This window comes from Bacillus sp. FSL L8-0528 (assembly GCF_038593085.1).
Classification (GTDB): domain Bacteria; phylum Bacillota; class Bacilli; order Bacillales; family Bacillaceae; genus Bacillus; species Bacillus paralicheniformis.
In genome coordinates, this window is the sequence record NZ_CP151961.1 from 2,112,642 (window position 1) to 2,137,982 (window position 25,341).

15 protein-coding genes are annotated in these 25,341 nt (G+C 47.5%); 7 read left to right on the plus strand and 8 right to left on the minus strand.

What is annotated here, in order from left to right; genetic code table 11:
• Nucleotides 1–15 precede the first annotated feature (15 nt).
• From MHI30_RS10615 to gltB, 6 genes are all read right to left on the minus strand, one after another.
• Nucleotides 16–1,257 (minus strand): MFS transporter, encoded by a 1,242-nt coding sequence (locus tag MHI30_RS10615; protein WP_075754363.1) that lies wholly within the window; start codon nucleotides 1,255–1,257, stop codon nucleotides 16–18.
• Nucleotides 1,258–1,322: 65 nt separating this feature from the next.
• Nucleotides 1,323–2,330: a glycosyltransferase family 2 protein gene (locus tag MHI30_RS10620; protein ID WP_075754361.1), complete on the minus strand. Its 1,008-nt coding sequence runs from the start codon at nucleotides 2,328–2,330 to the stop codon at nucleotides 1,323–1,325.
• A 22-nt stretch (nucleotides 2,331–2,352) separates the two neighbouring features.
• Nucleotides 2,353–4,053: a DUF6044 family protein gene (locus MHI30_RS10625; RefSeq protein ID WP_342410058.1), complete on the minus strand. Its 1,701-nt coding sequence runs from the start codon at nucleotides 4,051–4,053 to the stop codon at nucleotides 2,353–2,355.
• A gap of 139 nt (nucleotides 4,054–4,192) precedes the next feature.
• Entirely contained in the window at nucleotides 4,193–4,393 is a 201-nt protein-coding gene (locus MHI30_RS10630; protein WP_020451719.1) for a hypothetical protein, read from the minus strand.
• A gap of 211 nt (nucleotides 4,394–4,604) precedes the next feature.
• The gene (gene gltD, locus MHI30_RS10635; protein WP_075754357.1) at nucleotides 4,605–6,086 is read right to left on the minus strand and encodes a glutamate synthase small subunit; all 1,482 of its coding nucleotides are present in this window, start codon (nucleotides 6,084–6,086) and stop codon (nucleotides 4,605–4,607) included.
• A gap of 16 nt (nucleotides 6,087–6,102) precedes the next feature.
• Complete coding sequence (gltB, locus tag MHI30_RS10640; protein ID WP_075754354.1) at nucleotides 6,103–10,668, minus strand: glutamate synthase large subunit; 4,566 nt, start codon at nucleotides 10,666–10,668, stop codon at nucleotides 6,103–6,105.
• A 148-nt stretch (nucleotides 10,669–10,816) separates the two neighbouring features.
• Here gltB and MHI30_RS10645 point away from each other — a divergent pair, with 148 nt between their 5' ends.
• Complete coding sequence (locus MHI30_RS10645) at nucleotides 10,817–11,719, plus strand: LysR family transcriptional regulator (protein ID WP_075754352.1); 903 nt, start codon at nucleotides 10,817–10,819, stop codon at nucleotides 11,717–11,719.
• 378 nt (nucleotides 11,720–12,097) lie between these two features.
• On the opposite strand, the gene MHI30_RS10650 is transcribed toward MHI30_RS10645, so the two are convergent.
• Entirely contained in the window at nucleotides 12,098–14,026 is a 1,929-nt protein-coding gene (locus tag MHI30_RS10650) for a di-heme oxidoredictase family protein (protein ID WP_081379935.1), read from the minus strand.
• Between the two features lie 130 nt (nucleotides 14,027–14,156).
• On the opposite strand from MHI30_RS10650, the gene MHI30_RS10655 reads away from it, so the two are divergent.
• The 5 genes from MHI30_RS10655 (at nucleotide 14,157) to MHI30_RS10675 (ending at nucleotide 21,338) form a co-directional block, all read left to right on the plus strand.
• Nucleotides 14,157–15,731 (plus strand): alkaline phosphatase family protein, encoded by a 1,575-nt coding sequence (locus MHI30_RS10655; RefSeq protein ID WP_075754346.1) that lies wholly within the window; start codon nucleotides 14,157–14,159, stop codon nucleotides 15,729–15,731.
• A 139-nt stretch (nucleotides 15,732–15,870) separates the two neighbouring features.
• On the plus strand, nucleotides 15,871–16,344 hold the full coding sequence (locus MHI30_RS10660) for a MarR family transcriptional regulator (RefSeq protein ID WP_075754344.1): 474 nt from the start codon (nucleotides 15,871–15,873) through the stop codon (nucleotides 16,342–16,344).
• On the plus strand, nucleotides 16,341–18,068 hold the full coding sequence (locus tag MHI30_RS10665) for an ABC transporter ATP-binding protein (RefSeq protein WP_145650782.1): 1,728 nt from the start codon (nucleotides 16,341–16,343) through the stop codon (nucleotides 18,066–18,068). The genes MHI30_RS10660 and MHI30_RS10665 overlap by 4 nt, the downstream gene beginning before the upstream one ends.
• A complete protein-coding gene (locus MHI30_RS10670; protein ID WP_075754340.1) occupies nucleotides 18,065–19,888 on the plus strand; it encodes an ABC transporter ATP-binding protein in 1,824 nt (607 codons plus the stop codon). The genes MHI30_RS10665 and MHI30_RS10670 overlap by 4 nt, the downstream gene beginning before the upstream one ends.
• Before the next feature lie 235 nt (nucleotides 19,889–20,123).
• The gene (locus tag MHI30_RS10675; protein ID WP_081379934.1) at nucleotides 20,124–21,338 is read left to right on the plus strand and encodes a cytochrome P450; all 1,215 of its coding nucleotides are present in this window, start codon (nucleotides 20,124–20,126) and stop codon (nucleotides 21,336–21,338) included.
• A 46-nt stretch (nucleotides 21,339–21,384) separates the two neighbouring features.
• Here the strand turns inward: MHI30_RS10675 and MHI30_RS10680 are convergent, their stop codons facing one another.
• Nucleotides 21,385–22,101: a 3-ketoacyl-ACP reductase gene (locus MHI30_RS10680; protein ID WP_075754338.1), complete on the minus strand. Its 717-nt coding sequence runs from the start codon at nucleotides 22,099–22,101 to the stop codon at nucleotides 21,385–21,387.
• Between the two features lie 344 nt (nucleotides 22,102–22,445).
• Here MHI30_RS10680 and ppsA point away from each other — a divergent pair, with 344 nt between their 5' ends.
• Nucleotides 22,446–25,040, plus strand: coding sequence for a phosphoenolpyruvate synthase (gene ppsA, locus MHI30_RS10685; RefSeq protein WP_075754336.1), 2,595 nt, complete (start codon nucleotides 22,446–22,448; stop codon nucleotides 25,038–25,040).
• Nucleotides 25,041–25,341 lie beyond the last annotated feature (301 nt).

A 25,341-nucleotide genomic window follows, 5' to 3' on the forward strand; every position in this document is an offset into this window, starting at 1 on the left:
TTTTTTCCTTCCCTCCTATCTTGCGTCAGCAGGCTGCAGCCCTTTCTCCCCTTTTTTGGTGTCTTCCTTTTTGACGTGAATCATAGTCAGCACCAGCACACCGACGATTAATGTCAGGCCTGCAATCGACATAAACATGCCGAGTTTCGACCATTCCATCAGCCTCCCGAAAATCGGCGGACCGATCGCGACTCCTAAAAATCTGACCGATCCGTACAGCGAGGTCACAAAGCCGCGCCTCTCTTTTCCGACAGCCCCGGTTATGAAGCTGTTGACACACGGCAGAACAAAGCCTGTACCGATGCTGCTGATGACAAGGATCGAGATAAAAGGAATGAGCGCGGAGAAAAAAGACAGTGTGCCGTAGGAAATCGTAATCAGAGCGAGCCCGATAACCATCATTTTTTTCATCAGCTGCTGATTTTGTCCGATTTTGCTGCCCGTAATATATGATGTTGTACACATGACAAGCAGGGGGATCGCCAAGATCAGACCTTTTTTTACGCCGTCTGTATGAAATTCTTTTTCCAAAACATCAGATAAGTAAAAGAGGATGCCAAACAGAGTAAACAAACAGACGGCTCCTGCGAGATATGCGGTGAAAAGCCATCTGCCCTCATGTTTAAAAACGCTTGTCAGCCCTTTCACATATTTTCCGAGAGGCGGCGGATCTTTTTTCTTGTCTTTTTCTTTGATAAAAATCCAAGTCAAAATGATCGGTGCAATACAGAAAGCAGGAAATGCAAAAAACACCCAAAACCAAGCGATCAATGCAATCAATGATCCTAAAATCGGAGACAGCACTTTTCCGAAGCCGTTCGAGGCTTCAACGAGACCGAGCACCCGGCTTTCTTCAGATCCTTTAAAAAGGTCTCCTGTCAGCGCCATTGCGATCGGCGCTGTACCGGCTGCTCCAAGCCCCTGCAGTCCTCTCCCGAAAAGCACCCACGGGAAAGCGTTCGCAAAGGTCGTCGATGCAAATCCTGCAAGAATCCCGCCGGCCCCGTAAAGGAACAGGCACGGAATAATCACCACTTTCCTTGAGAAGCGGTCCGCCAAGTAACCCAGCAGCGGAATAAAGAGCGCTGCAGTAATCGAAAACACGGTAATGACAAGGCTGACTTGAAATTGCGATAAATTGAGTTCAGATTTCATCTTCGGCAAAATCGGAATCAGCATCGAATTTCCCAACGTCATAATCAATGGGATCGACCCGATAGCGACAACCGTCATGCCAGAGGTTTGTTTTTCTGCCATAAATTTGTACATCCTTCCTTATTCAAAATGAACTGTAAAAGTTAAGTAATCCGTTTGACCCGTCATCAACTGAACTTCGTTCCCGGCCGTTTTTCAGGTTCGCGCCGGCCGAGCCGTTCCGTATATAAATCGATATCCACCGCATACCTCGGCCTTCTTTTCACTTCGGTGAAAATCGTTCCGATATATTCGCCGATAATGCCGATCCCCATCAATTGCAAACCGCCCAAAAACCATATCGAAATGATCAACGAAGCCCAGCCTGCATTCGTGTAGCCGAGCAGCTTTTGAATCATTGCATATATACCTGCGATACAGCTTAGGAAAAATAAGAAGAAGCCAATCAGGGTAAAAAAACGGATCGGAGCGACACTGAATGACGTAATCCCGTGAAAAGCGAAAGACAGCATTTTTTTCAGCGGATATTTCGTTTCTCCAGCCAGCCGCTCTTTTCGGTCATAGAACACTTTGGCCGACCGGAGGCCGATCAAAGGCACCAGACCGCGCAGGAAAACATTTGCTTCTGCATAGCGGCTGAGCTCTTCGAGCGCCCGTTTATTCAAAAGCCGAAAGTCGGCATGGTTATCGATCAGCTGGATGCCGAGCTTATTCATGATCCGGTAGAACCATGCGGCTGTCGTTCGTTTAAACCATGTATCTGTTTTCCGGCTGCGGCGTACGCCGTAGACGATTTCATAGCCTTCATGATATTTTTCGATAAACCGGCGAATCGCCGAAATGTCATCCTGAAGGTCGGCATCGATTGAAATAACGCAATCCGATTTTTGCTTCGCTTTATCTAGTCCGGCTAAGAGAGCTTTTTGATGTCCGGAATTACGGGCCAGCTTCAAGCCTGTCACATAGCGGTTTCTTGTACTTTCCATAGCAATCAGCGGCCATGTGCGGTCCGTCGATCCGTCATCGACAAATAAAAGCTTGCTCTCTGCAGAGATCAGCTTGTCTGCTGTGAGATCATCCAATACCGCAGTCAGCTGTTTTGCGGTTTCGGCAAACACGTCCTCTTCGTTATAGCAGGGTATGACGATTGTCAGCAAAGGCTGTTGAAGATTCAATTTGCTTCCTCCTTATCGATGCTTATTTCGCTTCATATACATAGATGTTCCAAGCGGACTGCGGGTGGCTGAACCGATTTAAAAACGCCAGCTTGTTTTGTTCTGCATTCATAATCGGAACCGAAGAAAAAATATATCGCCCCCCCATTTTTTTGAACGCTTCAGTGTTCAATTCGAGGTTCGTGATTTTTTTCTTCGTGTTCTTTTTGAACGCGTAATGTTTTCCGAGCTCGTCAACAAACAGGTAGCAGCGGCTCCCCCACTCATCGAAATAGCGCTTCAGGACCGGATTTTTATCAAGCTCTTTGGCGATGATTTTCCGGAATTGATACTTGTATTTCAGCGGATAAATATTGGCATACGTATCAAGTGTGTAAAAACCGTTATACTGCGCAATCGCGGGATGAAGGCCGATGCTCGCCACCCGGTAGGAATCGGGAGAACGGCCGATGAACCGTTTGATCTGTTTGAACTGATCTGATGCATAAAATTCCCGAAAGGTCGGGGCATGGTGGTATGCGCCGTAAGTCAGCTCTTCATGAAACGGTATAAGCACGAGCAGCTGGGCGACCAGCGCGGCATGGACGAAGCGCCGCCATCTCTTCCCCATTTTCCACAATATGTAGCATGCAACTGCAAAGCTTGCGTATATCACAAGAGGGCGCAAAAAGTGAAAACGCGCGAAATTGAATGCCGAAAGCAGACTGATCTTTTCCTTTGGAAGCGCCCACAGCTTGTTGAACCAGAGGGCATACCATAAAGAAAGCGCATAATTTAAAATGAATAAAAAGATGAACAGCTTTTCTTCTCTTGGCCGCTTTTTTCGTTGTCTCGCAACGACGAGCCCGAAAGTGAGCACAATCAAAGGCAGTATCACCGCCGTATGGACGGTCATGACATGATTGTGGCCGAGCACGAAATTTTTAAATGAAAGCCGAAACGAATGAAGGATGTCATGCCTGGATGAAATAAATTCAACCCGATGCATCGTTTCGCCTGAAGCGAAAACCGAATAAACAAGCCGGTATTCTATCGCCAGAAAAATGCCCGTCATGAGAGCGATGCTTCCGAGAAAGCGAAGGTTAAAGCTGCGCTTTGTAACCAAATCATAAAGCCAAATCAGCGAAACGGCCGCAAGGAAAAAGAAGAAACCGAGCACAAAGCTTGAGTAAAGCGGCAAAAGCGCAAGGGTCGCCCATTCTTTCCATGAGTCTCTTCCTGCCCTGATGTTTAAAAACGCCCATAAAGCTAAAGGATGGCCAAGCGTGCTGAGCATTCCCGAAGGCCAAAAGGGTGTCAGAGCAAAAGCAAGCGATACCGCGATTCTGATGAAATACGCTTTTTCATCGCGAATCAAATGGCTTTTCAGCAGCAGATACATCCCGACAAAGGCAAACACCCTCGTGATCGTTTGGCTTATAGCGTATGCGGTCATCGAGGGAAACAAGGCATGAAGCCATACAATGCCGCTCCATTCCGTTCCGTAAGCATCCCGCGGCAGTCCGTTGATGATTTGCGGAATAACGGCTTTAACACCGCCGAGCAGTTGACCGCTTTCCGCCAGCACCTTATACCATGCGATGTTGGAATCCAGGTTGTCATGCACGCGGATATGAGCGTCTTCATTTAATATGTAAAGCGGAAGGACATAGAGAAGAATGACACTGAATGCGAAAATCAAATATCGCTTTTCCTTGCTGGTCTTTTTGACGAATAACGACACGAATACCACATCCAATTTTGTTCTCTTTTGGAAATATAGAGCTTTTATCATATCGCTGTTATTATTCGTGGAAGCGTTTTGAAAAATTCATCAAAATGAAAAAAGCTGTCTGTTTCACCAGACAGCTTCGCTTTACCCATTACCAAGGGTACGGGTAGTAAGGGTAGTATGGATAAAAAGGAAAGAACGGATAGAAGAATGGATACGGATAAAACGGCGGTCTTGGTCTAGGGCGCGGCCTTGGCCGCGGATAGGGGTAGCCGCCGTAGCCGCCATAAGTAAAAGGCTGCTGTCTATCCGCATCCGTCCAGTCATCTTGATATTGATAAGTTTCTTCCACTGTTATAGCCTCCTTTATTGCGTTGCATAATTTAGGTTATGTTATATACCATGAAATGGAGTACGTACACAATTTTTTTATCATTGCTTTTGTATAAATTCGAACAAATAACGATATGGCATTGTAAATCAAACAAAAAACAGCCTGCCCTGTCAACCTAAAGAAGGTCGCAGGACAGGCTTTATTTATATGATGTGAATACCCCTTTGTTTTACGGCAGTACAGAACTTCCCATTAAATATTTGTCAACCTCACGGGCGACTTCGCGTCCCTCGTGAATCGCCCAAACGATCAGGCTTTGTCCTCTTCTCGCATCCCCTGCTGCGAAGACTCCATCGACATTCGTTTTAAATTCCCCGTATGCTGCGTCAACTTTATTTCTCACCGTATTTACCCCGAATTGTTCAAGCAGCGGCTGTTCCGTTCCTTCAAAGCCGATGGCAATAAAGACATATTGAGCAGGCCATACTTTTTCCGTTCCCGGAATTTCGTGAAACTCAAATTTTCCTTGATCATTCTTTTCTTTTTTCATTTGAATCGTATGCAGTTCTTTCAAATGGCCGTTTTTATCTGCGACAAGCTTTTTCGTTTGGATCGAATATTGTCTCGGATCGCTGCCGAATGCTGCTTGCGCCTCTTCATAAGCATAGTCCAGTGAATGGACATGCGGCTGTTCAGGCCACATATTTTCGGCGGTTCTTGTATCGGGCAGCTTCGGATGTTTGCCGAACTGGACGACGCTTCGCGCTTTTTGGCGCAAGGCCGTTGCAACGCAGTCTGCCCCGGTGTCTCCCCCGCCGATGACGATGACATCTTTATTTTTCGTATTGATAAACTGTTTATCTTTAAAATTCGAATCGAGCATGCTTTTTATAGTGCCTGTTAAATAGTCCATGGCAAAATGGACACCTTTTGCTTCACGGCCTTCAATCAAGAGATCTCGCTGTTTTTGGGCTCCTGTGCAAAGGATAACCGCATCGTACTGTTCTTTTAGCTCGTCGGCTGTAATATCTTTGCCGATTTCCGTATTGGTGACAAAGTCGATGCCTTCCTGCGTCAATAGTTTGATGCGGCGTTCGACAACGCTTTTTTCAAGCTTCATGCTTGGAATGCCGTACATTAACAGGCCGCCCGGGCGGTCGCTGCGCTCGTAAACAGTGACCGAATGCCCCGCTTGATTCAATTGATCGGCGCTTGCCAGACCGGCAGGCCCTGAGCCGACGATCGCGATTTTCTTGCCGCTCCGTTTTTTCGGAATCCGCGGCTGAATCCATCCGTTTTCAAATCCTTTGTCAATAATCGTCCGTTCGATCCCTTTGATGGATACCGCAGGGTCGGAAATCGCCACCGTACAAGAGCCCTCGCAAGGCGCCGGACAGACCCGCCCCGTGAATTCAGGGAAGTTGTTTGTCTTCAGAAGGCGGTCAAGCGCTTCTTTCCACCTTCCCTTGTAAACGAGGTCGTTCCATTCAGGGATTAAATTGTGAATCGGACATCCTGACGTATAACCGCCTATATCCATGCCGATTTGGCAAAAGGGGGTGCCGCAGTCCATGCAGCGCGCTCCCTGTCTTTTTGATGCTTCCTCAGAAAATGGAGACGAATATTCGTTCCAGTCATTTATCCGTGTGAGAGGATCGCGTTCAGCAGGCTTTTCCCGCTTGAATTCCATAAATCCTGTTGCTTTGCCCATTTTCCCCTCCCCTTTCTTACTGTGCCACCGCTTCTTTTGAAGAAGCAGCCGCAGACGGTTCAATCTTTTGCTTCGTACCGGCTTCAAACGCGTACATCAGCGCTTCTTCATCAGACAAGCCGGCTTCTTTTTGCTCTTTAATCCGCTCTATCATTCGCTTGAAGTCTTTCGGAATCACTTTCACAAACCGGCCGACGGCCTCTTCCCAATGATCAAGTATCGAAGCTGCTTTTGAGCTTTCGGTATATCTGTAATGGTTTTCGATCATCGTTTTCAGTTCGGCGATTTCCTCAGGTGCTTCAAGTGTTTCAAATTCGATCATTTCAGGATTGCATTTCCGTTTAAAGGCTTTTTTGTCTTCGGCGTACACGTAGGCGATTCCGCCTGACATGCCCGCGGCAAAGTTTTTGCCGACGTCGCCGAGAATAGCGACGCGCCCGCCGGTCATGTATTCGCAGCCATGGTCGCCGATGCCTTCAACGACAACGCTGACTCCGCTGTTTCTGACGGCAAACCGTTCGCCGGCGAGTCCGTTAATATAAGCTTCTCCGCTTGTAGCACCGTAGAACGCAACATTTCCGACAATAACATTTTCACGGAATGCAGGGTTGAATTCGTCAGGCGCTTTGACGGCGATTTTTCCGCCTGAAAGACCTTTGCCGATGTAATCATTGGCATCTCCTGTCAAATACATTGTCATTCCTTTTGGTACGAACGCGCCAAAGCTTTGCCCCGCTGAACCTGTGAATCGGAGCGTAATCGTATCTTCAGGGAGGCCATCTTCGCCGTAGCGCTTAGAAATTTCGCTTCCGGTTATGGCTCCTGTTACACGGTTGATGTTGCGGATTTCAAAAGATGCTTCCGCAGACGTGCCGTTTTCAACAGCTGACTGGACGGCGGGTAGAATTTGCGTAATATCGAGCGATTCATCGATTTTATGGTTTTGCGGCGTACGGAATGTGCGTGCGCCTTCCGGCTGATATAGCAGGTTTGATAAATCGAGCTGACCCGCTTTCCAGTGTGCTTTCGCCCGTTCGCTGACACGAAGGACATCCGTGCGGCCCACCATTTCATCAACTGTTCTGAATCCGAGCCGGGCCATCAATTCGCGTACTTCTTCTGCGACAAAGAGCATGTAATTCACGATGTGATCCGGATCGCCCATGAACTTTTTGCGCAGCTCAGGGTTTTGCGTCGCTACCCCGACAGGGCACGTATCCAAATGACAGGCTCTCATCATAACGCATCCGAGAACAACGAGCGGCGCTGTGGCAAAACCGAATTCTTCGGCTCCTAAAAGCGCAGCCATGACAACGTCTCTGCCGGTCATTAATTTGCCGTCTGTTTCCAATACGACGCGTTCGCGCAAACCGTTCATCATCAGTGTTTGATGAGCTTCGGCGAGCCCTAGTTCCCACGGGAGGCCGGTATGCTTAATACTTGTTTTCGGTGATGCTCCAGTGCCCCCGTCATAGCCGCTGATCACGATGACATCGGCGGTCGCTTTGGCGACTCCGGCTGCAATCGTGCCGACCCCGGCTTTAGCGACAAGCTTTACACTGATCCGTGCATCGCGGTTGGCGTTTTTCAAGTCATGGATCAACTGCGCCAAATCTTCAATCGAGTAGATGTCATGGTGCGGCGGCGGTGAAATCAAGCCGACCCCAGGCGTAGATCCGCGAACATTGGCAACCCATGGATACACTTTGTTGCCAGGGAGCTGTCCGCCTTCTCCAGGTTTTGCACCCTGCGCCATCTTAATTTGCAGCTCGTCGGCATTGACGAGATAGTGGCTTTTCACACCGAAACGGCCTGAAGCAATTTGCTTGATCGCGCTGCGGCGGTTATCGCCATTCGCGTCTGGGGTAAAGCGCGCCGGATCTTCTCCGCCTTCCCCGCTGTTGCTTTTTCCGCCGAGACGGTTCATTGCAATCGCCAGCGCTTCATGGGCTTCCTTGCTTAAAGAGCCGAATGACATCGCCCCTGTTTTAAAGCGGCGCACAATCGATTCAGCGGATTCTACCTCTTCAAGCGGCAGCGGCTTCCGGTTTTCATCAAACGAGAAGAGATTGCGGAGAAAACCGATTCTTTCTTCATCAGCTGCTTTCGAATATTGTTTAAACAGACTGTAATCACCTTTGCGGCATGCCCATTGCAGCGTGTGAATCGTTTTCGGGTTAAAAGCGTGGTGCTCCCCGCCTTTTCTCCATTGAAAATCGCTTCCCGAATCAAGTGTTTCGCTGAATGTATCTTCATAAGCTTCCCTGTGGCGGCGCTTCGCTTCTTCGGCAATCGTGTCCAGGCCGATTCCGCCGAGCTGTGATGCCGTTCCTGTGAAATAGCTGTCTATGACGTCTTTGCTGATCCCGACCGCTTCAAAAATCTGTGCGCCCCTGTAGCTTTGGACAGTGGAAATGCCCATTTTGGACATCACTTTTACGACGCCCTCTGTCACGCTTTTGCTGTATTTTGTAACGGCTTCTTCATAGCTGATGGAGAGCGCTCCGTCTTCAATTGCCTGCTTGTATGTCGCATACGTGAGGTACGGATGAATGGCATCCGCTCCGTAGCCGATCAAGGCGGCAAAATGGTGAACTTCGCGCGCTTCACCGGATTGGGCGATAATGCTGACTTTCGTACGTTTTCCCGCGCGGACTAAATATTGATGCAAGGCACTGACGGCTAGCAGCGCAGGAATCGGCGCTTTCTGACCGTCCATTTTGCGGTCGGATAAAATAAGGAGAGTCACGCCTTCGGCGATCGCTCTGTCCGCTTCTTTAAACATATCTTCGAGACCGCTCTTCAAGTCGTCTGTAAAGAGCGTATGAATCGTTTTGCTTTTGAAATCCTTATGCACAAGTCCTTTTAAAGAATTGAACTGCGCGTTTGTCAAGACCGGTGTATACAATTTAATCCGGCGGCAGCTGCTTTCGTTCGGATGGAGAATATCGCCTTCCGCTCCGAGCCATGTCAATGTCGAAGTGACGATCTGCTCGCGGATTGCATCAATCGGCGGATTTGTAACTTGTGCAAACAGCTGTTTAAAATAGTTGAACAACGATTGCGGACGGTCTGACAATACCGCCAGCGGGACATCGTGGCCCATTGAACCGAGCGGGTCTTTCCCTTCTGTAATGACAGGAATTAAATATTTGTGAATATCTTCGTACGTAAAACCGAATGCTTTTTGGCGGGTCAATAGGTCAGGCACAGATTTTTCTTCGGTTTCCTCAATATCGTTTGAGACATGAACCAGTTCTTTACTGAGCCATTCCTGGTACGGAAACTCCCCGGCGATTTCGGATTTGACTTCTTCATCGGAGATAATCCGCCCTTCTTCAAGATCAACAAGCAGCATTTTTCCGGGATCCAGCCGGTCTTTATATAAGATGTTTTCCTGTTCGACATCAATCACGCCGACTTCGGAGGAAAAAATAAGGTAGTCGTCTTTAGTGACATAATAGCGGGCAGGTCTGAGCCCGTTCCGGTCTAAAATGGCTCCGATCTGTTTTCCGTTTGTAAATGAAATCGCAGTCGGGCCGTCCCACGGCTCCATTAAAGAGCTGTGATATTCGTAAAATGCCTTCTTTTCTTTTGACATGTACGGATTCTCGTTCCACGGCTCCGGAATCAGCATCATTGCAGCATGGGCCGGATTCCTTCCAGCCAGAACAAAGAATTCAAAAGCGTTATCCAAGATCGAGGAGTCGCTTCCGTTTTCATCGAGGATCGGCAAAACCTTCGGCAAGTCTTCACCGAACGCTTCAGAAACAAACTGCTGCTCCCTCGCTTTCATCCAGTTCATATTGCCGCGCAGCGTATTGATTTCCCCGTTGTGGATCAGATAACGGTTCGGATGCGCCCTTTCCCAGCTCGGAAACGTGTTTGTGCTGAAACGGGAGTGAACCAATGCAAAAGCTGAGACGAAGTCCTCGTCCTGCAAATCTTCATAGAAAGCATCAACCTGCTCGGGCGTTAAAAGTCCTTTATATACGATGGTATTGCTAGAGAGGCTGACGAAATAGAACGTTTTGTCGTGTTCTTTTGCCCAATTTTCGGCCTGTTTGCGAATGATGTACAACTTGCGTTCGAATGCCAGATTGTCTTTCAGCGTTTCATTTGCTCCGATGAATACCTGGCGGACGACCGGCGCGCTTTTCTGTGCGACTGTTCCGATTTTTCCGACATTTATAGGTACAGTTCGCCAGCCGAGCACCGTCTGCCCTTCCTGTTCGATCAGCTCGTTAATGCGCGCTTCGGTTTTTTCGCGCCCGCTGTCATCCTTAGAAAAGAAGATCATCCCGACGCCGTAGCGTCCTTTTTCAGGCAAGTTGAAACCGGCGCAGACTTTTTTGAAAAAAGCATCCGGAATCTGCATCATGATGCCTGCTCCGTCTCCGGTATGCGGGTCACTGCCCTGACCGCCCCGGTGGTCTAATTGGCAAAGCATTTGCAATCCTTTTTTGACAATATCATGAGTAGGAAGGCCCTTCAAATGAGCGTAAAGGCCGATTCCGCATGCATCATGTTCAAATTCAGGACGGTAGAGACCTTGTGCCTTTGGTAGTTGATTATAAGTCATTGTTCCTCTCCCCCGTTCATTTTTCCCGTTTGTCCCCGGTCATAAAATCTTACAAACTCTAATCCTATTGTAGGTTTTCAAATCTATACAAACAATATATAATTTAGATTAAAACTATCTCATTTTGAGATGAGCAGGTGAAACAACGATGGAATTACGCCAATTGCATTATTTTATGGAAGTTGCAGAAAGAGAGCACGTATCGGAAGCGGCCATGCACCTTCACGTCGCTCAGTCGGCGATCAGCAGGCAGATCGCCAATCTCGAAGAAGAGCTCGGTGTTGATTTGTTTGAGCGCGAAGGCCGCAATGTGAAGCTGACTCCGATCGGGAGACAGTTTTTAGATCACATTAAAACAGCGATGAAAGCGATCGATTTCGCGAGGGAACAAATCGATGAGTATTTGGACCCGAATCGCGGGACCGTTAAAATCGGTTTCCCGACAAGCCTTGCGGGCCAGTTCCTTCCGACGGTTATTTCCGCTTTTAAAGAGGAGCATCCTAATGTCGCTTTTCTTTTAAGGCAGGGATCTTATAAATTTTTAATCGAAGCGGTGAAAAACAGGGATATCGATTTGGCTTTTCTCGGTCCTGTTCCGTCAAATATCGCTGAGATTAAAGGGGACATTTTGTTTTCGGAAAGCCTTTTGGCACTCGTGCCGATCAATCATCCCCTATCAGGCCAGAAAAGCCTTCATCTAGGCGATCTCAGAAATGATCAGTATGTGCTGTTTCCAGACGGATACATCCTTCGAAAAATGGCTGTTGATGCATGCAAGCAAGTAGGATATACGCCTAAAATTTCCTCAGAGGGCGAAGATTTGGATGCGATCAAAGGGCTGGTTTCTGCTGATATGGGGGTGACGCTTTTGCCGGAAAGCGCCTTTAATGAAACGGCTCCCCGTTTTACAAAGAAGATTCCGATTGATTATCCTCAAGTAAAGCGCACAGTCGGAATCATTACCCCTAAAAACAGGGAGCTTTCCCCTTCTGCAAAAGTCTTTTATCAATTCGTAAAGAAGTTTTTTTCTCGCCTTCAGCAATACCAATAGCCAGTATGACAACGAATTCAGCCGGGCGCAAAAGCTTGGCTGCTTTCATTTTATCATAAACAGCAATTGAAGTCTGAATTTTCTGTACATTTATTTGTTGCCGCATCTCTTCTATTGTAAAAAGCGCATCTTATATATGTATGTTCTTCCCCTTTTTTTATGCTGATTTTTCATACTGACGCCAGTTTTTTCTGTCTGGGAACGGACTCGCCTGCACTGGCTGCAGTCTGGAACCGGCCTTGGACTCGTCATAACCGCTGAAGTGAATGACAATTCCGTCAGCCGGATCGCGCCGTCACAAAGGACCGAAAAGGCGATCATATCGCCGCTCCCCTGACGAAGATTTAAAAAAGGCCGCCATTCAGGCGGCTTATCGTTTCATTTCATTCCTTGCTTTCTCGGCATATCGGCATGGATTAAATAATGAATCAACGCTTTTTGCTCCTGTTCGGAAAAGCCGCTTTTGGCGTCGACCCAGAATTCATGCCCTTTGCCGGTTACCCTGACCGTTTTTAAGTCTGGCGATTCTGAATTGCTTTTGACGACCTGCTGTCTTAAGTCTCTGTCGATCATCGCCAGCAAACTGTTATAAGGGTCCGCCTGCTTACCTTTTATGACCGTATTTGGTATGCCTGTCTCTTTTAATGAGCTTCCCACTGCAACCCCTCCGTCGTGCAAATAAGGAGCGCGCCAGTAAACGCCGATTAAACTCGGCACTTTGTACCCGCCTTTGGAATCTCCCTGCGCCCACGAAAGCTTGATCTGTTCGGGGTCAAACCCGGCTGTCGGGACTTTCAGGATCTTCGGCTTGCGCGGCAGAGGCACCGGTGTGTCAGGCGAATGAATAAGGCTTTTCCCGAATATGTTTTCCGTTTTCTTAAAAGACCGGGCCCTTGTCGGCTCGGTTCCGATTTTTTCAGCCGAGATGACCTTGTTGTTCGTCAAATACCGGCCGGCATGGCAGGATATGCAGCCCGCTTGTTCAAAAACGCGCCTGCCGCGCCTGACGGTTTGGCTGTCGGTTTTTTGCCGCGGATCAGGCGGTCTAAGTGTATTTTGCCAGGCGGATACAGCGTTGTTTTCTTCATTCACTTTTCGTCCGGGTGAGCTCACAAGTACGCCGTCGGGCGCCGCCAAAGTGATGTTAGGAAAGCTAGGCGGCTTGACCATTTGGTTGACGCCCGGTACTCCGGGAGTGGGATCGGCTTTTTTGAAAAACGCAGTCGGACTTTCCTTTTTTTTCGGCTGATACCTGTATGTTGAGGCGGGAGCCCTTTGCAGGATCGTCCCGATATAAACATCTTCGCTCATGCCGAAAAGCGCCCGGCTTGCCGGGGCTTGCGAGAGGCTGTCCGAATTTTGCGCATGAACATTATTGCTGAACACAGTCAAGCCTTTAAAAGGACCGGCCATTGCCGCACCGCTCCAGCTATACGGATGGTCGCCCAATGTATAAGCATCCGGAATCTGCGTGGGATTGCTTTTCATATCGATCGTCGAGTCGAAAAAACCTCTCGGCCACTTCAGGAAAATGCGATCGACCGCATCTTCGAGGCGGTCCGGATCGGGAAGGCGTTCTTTTTTGCCGTTTCCGGCGGTGATCACAGGGCTTTTATCATTCATAAATTGTTGAATATTATCAATTTCGGCATGTGTAAAATAAGCCGCTGAATTTGTCGCCAGCGCCAACATCAGCCCTGTATTTAAATCAGGATTTGTCACGCCTTCCATCACCTTCATCGTTTTCGGATCGACTGCGGCGTGGCAGGCCGCACAGCTGATGCCGGCTTTGATTTTTCCGTCAGCGTATTTGAAAGGCATGCCGAGCGGGGCGTATGCCCCTTTTGCAACATCAATGCCGGTGTCGATCTTCTCGCCTTTTTTAAAGGTTTTCTCCCCGATCTTAACGGTTTCGGCCAATTCGATGCGCAAGTTCGTCGTCCCTTTCCCTTTCAATCCGGCAATGGCTTTCGTCATGTTGGCTGCTGTAATGGGACCGTCAAGGAGTCCGATGATATCTGTCAAAAACACTTCATTGCCGAAAGTTTCCTTATAAAATGTCTCCCGCCCCAAGTCGAGAAGGCGGTCATCAACCTTTACAGCTCCCTCCCCTGCGGAGGCGGGCTTGTCCGGTGTAAATGCTCCCCATAGATCGTATCCGTGCACTCGTTTTTCTTTTGAGATGACTTTTTCTTTAGGAGGCATATATGCATATTCCGGTTCAAGATGTCTGACCGCGATATAGCCTATAACGGCTAAAATTGCGATGATAGCAAATGCGGCTAACCATTTATGTTTTTTCATCATTAACCCTCCTTTCTAATTAAATAGGCTTCCCAAGTGCTGCCGTGATTCATTTAGAACCTATTACCAGCTATAACTTCCGGCGTCCCATGCCAGAATATGCATATGATGGGATTAAAGGAATGAGGCCGTTTTGAAAAAGCTAATCATTGTACTTGTCATTTTTATATGTGCGCTGGTTTCATTTATCATATGGCTGAATGCCGGGGATGAAAAATTGGGGCTCCCGGATGAAGAAGCAGTGGCTGTCAAATCTTCCAAAAAACCGGTCATTGTCCTTATCATCGACTCTTTGATGGATCAGCCTTTGAAAAAAGCGATTCAAGATGGCCGCGCCCCGGCATTAAAATTCTTTCTTGAAAACGGTCATTATGAACCTGAAGTGGTGAGCGCGTATCCGACGATGTCGGTCTCGATTGACAGCACGCTGCTCACCGGAACTTATCCGAATATCCACCGCGTTCCCGGGCTCGTCTGGTATAACCAGGATGAACAGAGAATCGTGAATTACGGGAGCGATAAAAAAGAAATCGCCGCGCTCGGCATCAAACAAACGATCGAAGACGGACTATATTCTCTTAATCACCGCCATTTAAGCCGAAAGGCGGCAACGGTCCATGATGATTTGCAAGAGCGAGGAAAACAGTCGGCATCCATCAACGGGCTCATATACAGGGGGCCTGACCGCCGCGAATTAAACATCCCGCCCCCGCTCAAGAAGCTGAAATTGATGCCTGAACATATGACGGTAAACAGGCCGGCTCTTTTTTCGTTCGGCCGCTTTGCCCAGCTCGATCCCGATAACCCCTACCACCATATTTGGCAAGGTTATGGCGTTAACGACAAGTTCACGGCACAGGAAATGGCCTATTTAATTAAAAAGGGGAAGCTTCCTGCGCTGACTGTCGCCTACTTGCCCGATTTTGACCGCGATGCACACAAAAAAGGCCCGATGGATATGAAAGGCCTCGAAAAAATGGACCGGCAGCTGCAGCGCATATTGAATGCATATGATTCTTGGCGCGATGCGGCCGAAAAAGCGGTGTGGGTCGTCATGGGTGACGGCGGGCAGACAGCGATCGGACGCGATAAAGACAAGGCCGCCATCCGGCTTCATTCGCTTTTTAAAGGATACCGGATCGCTAAAATAAATGAAGTCCCCGATCGAAGCGACCAGCTTCTTTTTGCGGTAAACGACAGAATGGCATACATTTATGTCACGGATCGAAACATGCCGCTGCAAGATGCCATCAATGAATTGAAAAAAGACGAACGAATCGCTTTTACAGCGTGGAAAAAAAGCGGCTGGATATATGTCGATTCGAAGCGTTCTTTAAAACCGCTGCGGTTTCGTCCAAAAGGCGCCTATCAAGATCCTTACGGGCAGTCATGGACGATCAGCGGAGATTTTTCTTTATTGGACATTAAAGCAGATGGCGCATCGATCAAATACGGCGATTACCCGGATGCTCTTGCCCGCCTGTACAGCGCCATGCATTCGCATCGCGGACAATTTGTGATCGCCGACGCGAAACCCGGGTTCCAATTTGCCGGCGAAAAGTCTCCCCTCCATTTTGGAGGAGGCGGCCATGGCTCACTTTATAAAACGGATAGCTTGGCTCCGATGATCATCGTCGGTTCGGAAAAAGTTCCGGAACATCTTCGCCACCTTGAAATGAAAGATTTTTTTATGAAGCTCGTACAATGACCCGGTCATGTTATCAATGATCGGGTTTTTTCTTTTTTCAAAGTTTCTTCTTTGACAATCTTTTGTTGTTCTATGTATGATAATACCGTGTTTTAGTTTATTTACTTAATTAATTAAAATGGAGAAGCAGGTGCTTTTTATGAAACAAGATAAAGTCAGCCGCAAGACCGTTGTGCAGTTGATTGAAGCTTTCAACCGGCTGCGGTATGCGGAAATGAAGCAGTCTTTTCCTGCAGTTGAATGGAAAAAGACTGAGGCAAAAGCGCTGATGTTTTTAAATGAAGCAAGCGGTGAAGGAAAAATGGCATCCGAAATCAGCCGCGCTCTGCATGTCACCTCCCCTTTCGTCACGCAGATGTTGAACAGGATGGAAAAAAAAGGACTCGTTTTTCGGCGTATGGATGAGGATGACAGGCGGATCGTCCGGATTTTTTTAACCGATGAAGGAAAAAAAGCGGCGGACGATGCGCTTAAAGGGCTGAACCGGTGGTTCCTGCAGCTCACTCGGTATTTGGGCGAGGATGAAAGCAGGCAGTTCGCCGATTTGATTCATAAGTTATCCGAGTTTATCGAACACGGAGAAAAAACAAGTGAAAAGAAGGTTGAAAAATGATCTCACTCTTAAAATATTTAAAGCCTTATAAGCTGCAAGTGATTCTTGTCGCTGTTTTTACTTTGCTGAGCAGTGTGCTTGAGCTTTATTTGCCGACGTTAATGGCAGATGTCGTGGATGTCGGAATCGTGAACGGCGACATGCCATTCATATTGAGAACCGGCGGCTGGATGATCGCCTGCTCCCTTCTGGCTATCATCATGACTGTCGGAAAAGCGTTTTTCGCTTCGAAAACAGCCCTCGGCTTTGGAAGGGATATCAGGCGCAAGCTGTTTGTCAAAGTTGAACACTATTCAATGGATGAATTCGGAAAAATCGGTTCTGCTTCTCTCATTACCCGTACCACAAATGATGTCAAGCAAGTCCAGGATGTGCTCAACATGATGCTTTCATTGATGACAAGAGCCCCTTTAATGCTGGTCGGCGGTATTGTGCTTGCTGTTTCCAGAGATGCCAAGCTGTCGATTATATTTCTGGCCGCTCTCCCGATCCTTGCGGGGCTGATTTTTCTCATTACAAGGAAAGCTGTTCCCTTATTCGGCGTTCTTCAAAAAAAGACGGATCGTCTCAACCTCGTTCTCAGGGAAGGTTTGACTGGGGTTCGCGTCATTCGCGCGTTTAACCGCGTTGATCAAGAAAAAGCCCGTTTTCAAAAGGCAAACGAAGAGTTTCGCGATACAGGCATCGCCGTTAATAGAATCATGGCTTTTCTATTCCCTGTCATGATGATTATGATGAATTTCACGAACATCGCGATTATCTGGTTCGGAGGCATCCGCATCGATCAAGGGAGCATGCAGGTCGGGAACTTAATGGCTTTCCTTCAATATGCATCCATGATTCTAATCGCACTGATCATGCTTGCGATGACATTCGTGATGATCCCAAGGGCTCAGGCATCTGCCGACCGCATTAACGAAGTGCTGTTAACAGTGCCTTCGATTACCGATCCGAAAGAGCCGCAGAAAGACAGCGGCCTGCGCGGTTATGTGGAATTTCAAGATGTGACTTTTCGTTATGCCGGAGCTGAAAAGCCCGTTCTCGAAAATATCACGTTCAAGGCAAAACCAGGTGAAACGACTGCGATCATCGGCAGCACAGGAGCCGGAAAAACGACGATTCTTCAATTGATCCCGAGATTTTTCGATATTGAAAAAGGGTCTGTGCTTGTCAACGGAACAGATGTCAGAAAGATGGCGCAAAAGGAGCTTCGCGCAAAAATCGGCTATGTCCCGCAAAAAGCTTCAATATTCAGCGGGACGATTAAGGACAATATCCGATTTGGCAAAGAAGATGCAACAGATGAAGAAATTTTGGAAGCACTTGAAACGGCTCAGGCTGCCGAGTTTGTGGAAGGCAAGGAAAACGGAATTGAATCTGATATCGAGCAGGCCGGAGCCAACCTTTCAGGCGGCCAGAAACAGCGGCTTTCCATCGCCCGGGCATTGGTCAGAAAACCGGAAATTTATTTATTTGACGACAGCTTTTCCGCGCTTGATTACAAAACGGATCAAAAGCTGAGAAAAGCGCTGAAGAAAACCACCGCCGATGCCGCCGTCATTATTGTTGCCCAAAGGGTAAGCACGATTACGGATGCGGACCAAATCATCGTATTAAATGAAGGAAAAATAGCCGGTATCGGCACCCATCAACAATTGCTTGCTGAAAATGACATTTACCAGGAAATCGTGGCATCACAGCAGGCTGAGGAGGAAAGCGCATGAGCCAACAACAAAAGCATCACGGCTCGATACCAAAAGGAATGGACGAGACAAAACCGAAAGAATTTAAAAAGACCCTCTTGAGATTGGCCCGCTATTTAAAACCGCGGACCTTCCAGCTGGTGCTCGTTGTCTGTGCTGCAATATTGGCGACGTTGTTTAATGTCATCAGTCCAAAACTTCTCGGAGATGCGACCTCTTCCCTTTTCGCAAGCTTTACAGAAGGCACCGGTGTTCAATTCGGCTTTCTCGGCCGGATCACGATGATCCTGGCAGGACTGTATCTGCTTTCTGCTTTCTTTACGTTCTTGCAGCAATACCTGATGGCCGGCGTAGCCCAGAAAACGATATACGAAATGCGCCAGGAAGTGAATGAAAAGCTGACGCGGCTCCCTTTAAAGTACTATGACAAGCATTCGCACGGCGACACGCTCAGCCGCGCCGTCAATGATATTGACAATATTAATACATCACTGCAGCAGGCGCTGACGCAAATGATTACATCTGTCATTACCATCGTCGGCATCATTGTCATGATGCTTCTAATCAGCCCTGTACTGACGCTCGTCGTCTTCATCACGGTTCCGCTCAGCATGCTCGCTGTCCGATTTATAGCCTCATTTTCGCAGAAACACTTCGGCGCGCAGCAAAAAGAACTCGGCGACATCAACGGACACGTTGAAGAGATGTTTACAGGGCATCAGGAAGTAAAGGCATTCGGTCATGAAGAAAAAGCGATTCAGCAATTCGATGAAGTGAATGAGCGACTTTACCAGTCAGGCTGGAAAGCGCAGTTTATTTCAGGTCTGATGATGCCGATCATGACATTCATCGGCAACCTAGGCTATGTGTTTGTCAGCATAACCGGCGGTATTTTCGTTCTTAACGGCACCCTCTTAATCGGAGGCGTGCAGGCTTTTATCCAATACACGCAGCAATTTTCCCAGCCGCTCGTTCAAGTTGCCGGAATCGCGAATACAATCCAATCGGCAATCGCATCCGCCGAAAGGGTGTTCAGTCTTTTAGACGAAGACGAGGAAACCGAGGAGACGCCGGCTTCCATCGATACCGGCACATTAAAAGGCGATGTATCGTTTGAACGTGTCGCCTTCGGCTATGATGAAAACGTTCCGGTCATCCGCGATTTAAGCCTCCATGCCAAAGAAGGCCAGACGATTGCGATCGTCGGACCGACTGGCGCAGGAAAAACGACGATCATCAATTTGCTGATGCGGTTTTATGAATTAAACAAAGGCAGCATCAAGGTCGGCAGCACCGACATCAGCGAACTGTCGCGCGAACAGGCCAGAAGCATGTTTGCGATGGTTTTGCAGGACACATGGCTGTTCAACGGCACCATCCGCGAAAACATCGCCTACGGGCGTGAAGGCGCGACAGATGAAGACATCATCAGAGCGGCAAAAGCCGCCTATGCCGACGATTTTATCCGCACCTTGCCGGAAGGCTATGATACGGTACTGGGTGAAGATGCCCAAAACATCTCGCAAGGGCAGCGGCAGCTCCTCACGATCGCGAGAGCCATTTTAGCCGATCCGAAGATTTTAATATTGGATGAAGCGACAAGCAGTGTCGACACCCGGACGGAAATGAATATTCAAAAAGCGATGAACAAACTGATGGCTAACCGCACGAGCTTTGTCATCGCCCACCGTCTTTCTACCATTAAAGATGCCGACCTGATTCTTGTGATGAAAAACGGAGATATTATTGAAAAAGGCAGCCATGAAGAGCTTCTCCGCGAGAACGGATTTTACGCCGATTTGTATAACAGCCAGTTCTCCCGGGAAGAAGCTGTCAGCTGAAAGATCGAGGCCGTACCTGATCAGGTGCGGCCTCGTTTTTCATCCATCTCTGAGCTGATGTTCCCGCAGTTGTTCAGCATACCTCGCCTTTTTTCCTTTTTTAGATCCGATACTTTCGTCCAATTGACAATTTTTTCATGGTATGTCCGTTGAAACCGTTGTAAAAATAGTGATAACGTAAAGATTGAACCGGTTCATCATGTATAAACGATTCATGTTAAAGGAGAGAGTTGACGTGGCAAATTCAAATTCACTTCAATCAAGCAAGCACTATGCCAATTGGATTCCGATGAAGGAAATCAGCTCCCGTAATGACCGGCTGTTTCCGTTCCCGATTTATAACCGGATCAGAAAAACGTCTCCTGTGCGTTACGATGATGAGCGAAAATGCTGGGATATCTTTTCATATGAAGACGTTCAATTCGTGTTAAAAAACCCGAAGCTTTTCTCTTCAAAGCGCGGCGGTAATATGAAAGGAAAAAGCATATTAACAATGGACCCGCCGAAACATACAAAAATGAGGGCCATCGTTAATAAAGCTTTTACGCCGAAAGCGGTGAAAGAGCTTGAGCCGCATATCGAAGAAGTGACGGCTTTTTTATTTAACGAAGCGAAACAGAAGGATTTGTTTGATGTGGTGGATGACTTGGCTGCTCCCCTTCCCGTCATTATCATTGCTGAACTTTTGGGCGTTCCGGCTGAAGACCGCCTCATGTTTAAACATTATTCAGACATCCTTGTCGCAGGTGCGGAAGACCGCTCGGCTGAAGCCGCTGAACAGATGTACAAACGCCGTGAAGAAGGCAATCGGTTTTTGGCGGATTATTTTAAAAACATTATCAAACAGCGCAAAAAAGAGCCAAAAGACGACCTTATTTCGCTTTTGCTGCGGGCGGAAGTTGACGGCAAGTCGCTGACAGAAGAAGAGCTGCTGAATTTTTGCATCATTCTTTTGGTCGCAGGCAACGAAACGACAACCAACCTGATCGCAAACAGCGTCATCTATCTCACCGAAGACAAAGCCACACAGGAAGCCGTAAGACAAGATCTGTCCCTCGTTCCTGTTTTTGTTGAAGAAACCCTGCGGTATTATCCGCCCGTGCAAGCGATCGGCCGCACGGCGGCTGAAGACCTTGACATCAAGGGCGTGCGGATTGCAAAAGGTTCCACGGTGATCAACTGGGTCGCTTCAGCGAACCGTGACGAACTGAAATTTGACGATCCTGACAGCTTTAAGCTTGATCGTAAATCAAACCCTCATATGAGCTTCGGCTTCGGCATCCATTTTTGTCTCGGCGCTCCCCTTGCCCGGCTTGAAGCGAAAGTCGCACTCGGTTACTTGCTGCGGCATGCATCCGTGGAAAGGGACAGCTCAGAGGAGCTTGAAGCGATTCAAAGTCCGTTTGTCTTCGGCGTCCGCCATCTCCCCGTACGCCTTTCGCGAAAATAGCACGAAAAAAGGACAGGCTGTTTCAAGCCTGTCCTTTCCCGATTGCTTAAGGGTTTGTAGACCACATGCCCGCTGATTTAATGAAAATGCGCGGATGCAGTTTAAGCTGGGCGACCATGTATTCAGCCAGATCTTCAGGCTGCATGACGCGTTCCGGATTGCCGTCTGTTAATTTGGAGTCGATTGCCAAGTCCGTCGCAACCGTGCTCGGTGTAAGGGCGCTCACGCGGATATTGTACTTTCTGACTTCCTGCATCAGCGATTCGGTCAGTCCGAGTACCGCGAACTTAGACGCGCTGTAGGCGCTTGTCCCGGCTGCTCCCCTTTGGCCTGCTGTAGAAGAAATATTAATAATATCGCCGGCTTTTCTTTCGATCATTTCAGGCAGAACGGCGCGTGTTACATTGTAAACCCCCATCAGATTCACCTGGACAATATTTTCCCACTCTTCAGGGGATTGCTCAAGAAATCCTGCAAACCCGCCGATCCCGGCATTGTTAATGAGAATGTCGATTTGTCCAAGCTCTCCTTTTACGGATTGGACCGCACGTTCTACAGCTGTTAAATCCTTTACGTCAGCTGCGGCTACAGATACTTTTACGCCGAAGGCCTTTAATTCCTCTGCTGCTTTTTCAAGATTCGCAGCTGTACGGCCGATAAGGCCGATGTGTACGCCTTCTTTTGCAAGGGCGATCGCTGTTGCGCGGCCGATCCCTCTTCCCCCTCCTGTAATCAGAGCGGTTTTGTTTTGTAAAGATTGCATATGAAAAACTTCCTTTCTATATGTATCACACGTTTAAATTATAGGAAAATAAACTGCGTTTTTGCAAATATGACGACTTGCGAAGAATAAACCGCCTGCTCAGCTGGCGTCATCCGCGAACCAACCGGATCAAATCGGCCATCGTTATATTCGATTGCATGAAGAAACAAAAAAGAACCCGGATCGTTTTACCAGGTTCTTTTAATATTGCATAAAAACAGACGCGATGATATAATCAAAACACGTATGTTTCGACTTAATTGTCAAAGGTATCCCATCTTACATTTTAAGTCTACCATATCGGAAAGCTCTTGTCAAATTTTTTTTCGAAGGAGAGATGCAGAATGAGTCATTTCGTTCTCGGTTTTCACGAAATGGAAAAAACACAGCTTTTGCTTGTCGGGGGAAAAGGGTTAAATTTAGGTGAATTATCAAAAATTCAAGGAATACAAGTACCAGAAGGCTTTTGCCTCACGACAGCAGCATTTCAAAAAGCCATCAAACGAAACGAAACGTTCCAAGCGTTGCTGGATCAACTGGCCATGCTAAAAGTTGAGGATCGGGATCAAATTGGTGAAATCAGCAGGAAAATTCGGCAAATCATTATGGAAGCAGAAATTCCTTCTGATGTTGTGAAAGCAGTAACTCACTATCTCTCCCAATATGGCGAGGAACATGCTTATGCAGTGCGTTCCAGTGCGACTGCTGAAGACTTACCGCATGCTTCTTTTGCCGGTCAACAAGATACCTATTTAAATATTATCGGCAAGGATGCGATCTTGCAGCATATCAGCAAATGCTGGGCTTCCCTGTTCACGGAACGCGCGGTCATCTACCGTATGCAGAATGGATTCGATCACAGGCAAGTTTATTTATCCGTTATCATTCAAAAGATGGTTTTCCCGCAGGCTTCAGGGATTTTATTTACCGCTGATCCGATGACTTCCAACCGGAAACTGCTTTCAATCGATGCCGGTTTTGGACTTGGTGAAGCTCTTGTCTCCGGCTTGGTCTCTGCCGATTGTTATAAAGTGCAAAACGGACAAATCGCCGATAAAAGAATAGCGGCCAAGAAATTGGCGATTTATGGACGAGCACAAGGCGGAACAGAGACAAAGCAGATCGATCCTGATCAGCAGATGTCTCAAGCGCTCACTGACGGGCAAATTTTACAGCTGGCGCGTATCGGAAGACAGATCGAAGCTCATTTCGGCCAGCCGCAAGATATCGAATGGTGTTTGGCTGATGATACATTTTATATTGTTCAGAGCCGGCCGATCACGACTTTATACCCGATCCCTGAAGCGAATGATCAAGAAAATCACGTCTATCTATCTGTTGGTCATCAGCAAATGATGACTGATCCCATTAAACCGTTGGGATTGTCTTTTTACCTGTTAATTACTCCTGCACCGATGCGTAAAGCCGGCGGGAGATTGTTTGTTGATGTTGCGCCTAGGCTGACGACACGTGCCGGCCGGGAAACTTTATTAAATACCGTGGGATCTGATCCGCTTACAAAAGACGCACTCTTGACCGTAATCGAGCGAGATTTTATAAAATTGTTGCCAAATGATCAAACAGCACCGATTCCGGGCAGCGGTCATTCAGATTTGCCGGCGCAATTCGAGAACGATCCGGCAATCGTTTCTGATTTGATGAAGCGCAGTCAAACATCGATCGAAGAGTTAAAACAAAACATCCAAGCGAAATCGGGATCGGATTTGTTTGATTTTATTCTGGAAGATATCCAGCAATTAAAGAAGATCGTATTTGACCCGCAAAGTACGGCTGTGTTTATGGCTGCTATAAATGCGACAACATGGATCAATGAAAACATGAACGAGTGGCTAGGCGAAAAAAACGCCGCTGATACCCTTTCTCAATCTGTACCGGGCAATATTACTTCGGAAATGGGTCTGGCGCTGATGGATGTGGCGGATGTGATTCGGCCTTATCCAGAGGTGATTGATTATTTGCAGCATGCAAAAGAAGATCACTTTCTCGATGAACTGGTTAAGTTTGATGGAGGAAGGGAAACCCAAGAGGCTATCTATGATTTTCTCAGCAAATACGGAATGCGGTGTCCCGGAGAAATCGATATTACAAGACCTCGCTGGAGTGAAAAACCAATTACACTTGTCCCTATGATTCTTAGTCATATTAAAAACTTTGAGCCTAATGCCGGCAATCGAAAGTTTGAACAAGGGCGGCGGATTGCTTTGGAAAAAGAACAAGAGTTAATAGATCGATTGAAGCAATTACCGGATGGTGAACAAAAAGCTAAAGAAACAAAACGAATGATCGACCTCATCCGGAATTTCATCGGCTACCGGGAATATCCAAAATACGGCATAGTCAGTCGCTACTTCGTATATAAGCAGGCTTTGCTGAAAGAAGCCGAACAACTCGTACAAGCGGGCGTTATTCATGAAAAAGAAGATATTTACTACCTCAATTTTGAAGAACTTCACGAAGCCGCACGCACAAAAAAAATAGATGACCAAATCATCAGCAAACGGAAAGACGAGTACAAATTATATGAAAAACTAACTCCACCGCGCGTGATCACGTCTGATGGCGAAATCATTACAGGTGAGTACAAACGAGAAAATTTGCCGCCTAATGCGATTGCAGGCCTGCCTGTTTCTTCCGGAGTGATAGAAGGAAGAGCGCGTGTCATTTTAAACATGGAAAATGCCGATCTGGAAGATGGAGATATATTAGTCACCTCCTTTACCGACCCAGGCTGGACACCATTATTTGTATCCATAAAAGGCCTGGTCACCGAAGTCGGCGGATTAATGACCCACGGAGCGGTGATCGCACGCGAATATGGCCTGCCGGCAGTCGTCGGAGTGGAGAATGCTACTGGGCTGATAAAAGATGGGCAACAAATTCGCGTGCACGGTACAGAGGGATATATCGAAATTTTGTAACGGTGTCTGCTGCGAAAAGAAATACGGGAGTCGACAGTGCATGTAAAAGAACTCTTCAGATTTGGAGAGTTCTTACCTTTTTTATCTATCAGGGAAAGGATCCGGGCATGATGTTCTTCAGTCAGAACAGCTGCCCGCAATACAGGTAAAATACACCTGTAATAATGGGCTTATTTGACTGAAGGGATGATCTATGCCCTTACCTCCCTGTCATTTCATAATCATCCACTCGTTAACTTCAAAAGATGAACCTGACAATTTTATTGTAAATATGGGTGAAACCGAGTATACTCATATAGTT

Coding starts and splice junctions, on each gene's coding strand:
- MHI30_RS10615 (WP_075754363.1), bottom strand. CDS start 1,257: ATGGCAGAAAAACAAACCTCTGGCATGACGGTTGTCGCTATCGGGTCG.
- gltD (WP_075754357.1), bottom strand. CDS start 6,086: ATGGGCAAAGCAACAGGATTTATGGAATTCAAGCGGGAAAAGCCTGCT.
- gltB (WP_075754354.1), bottom strand. CDS start 10,668: ATGACTTATAATCAACTACCAAAGGCACAAGGTCTCTACCGTCCTGAA.
- MHI30_RS10645 (WP_075754352.1), top strand. CDS start 10,817: ATGGAATTACGCCAATTGCATTATTTTATGGAAGTTGCAGAAAGAGAG.
- MHI30_RS10650 (WP_081379935.1), bottom strand. CDS start 14,026: ATGATGAAAAAACATAAATGGTTAGCCGCATTTGCTATCATCGCAATT.
- MHI30_RS10660 (WP_075754344.1), top strand. CDS start 15,871: ATGAAACAAGATAAAGTCAGCCGCAAGACCGTTGTGCAGTTGATTGAA.
- MHI30_RS10665 (WP_145650782.1), top strand. CDS start 16,341: ATGATCTCACTCTTAAAATATTTAAAGCCTTATAAGCTGCAAGTGATT.
- MHI30_RS10670 (WP_075754340.1), top strand. CDS start 18,065: ATGAGCCAACAACAAAAGCATCACGGCTCGATACCAAAAGGAATGGAC.
- MHI30_RS10680 (WP_075754338.1), bottom strand. CDS start 22,101: ATGCAATCTTTACAAAACAAAACCGCTCTGATTACAGGAGGGGGAAGA.
- ppsA (WP_075754336.1), top strand. CDS start 22,446: ATGAGTCATTTCGTTCTCGGTTTTCACGAAATGGAAAAAACACAGCTT.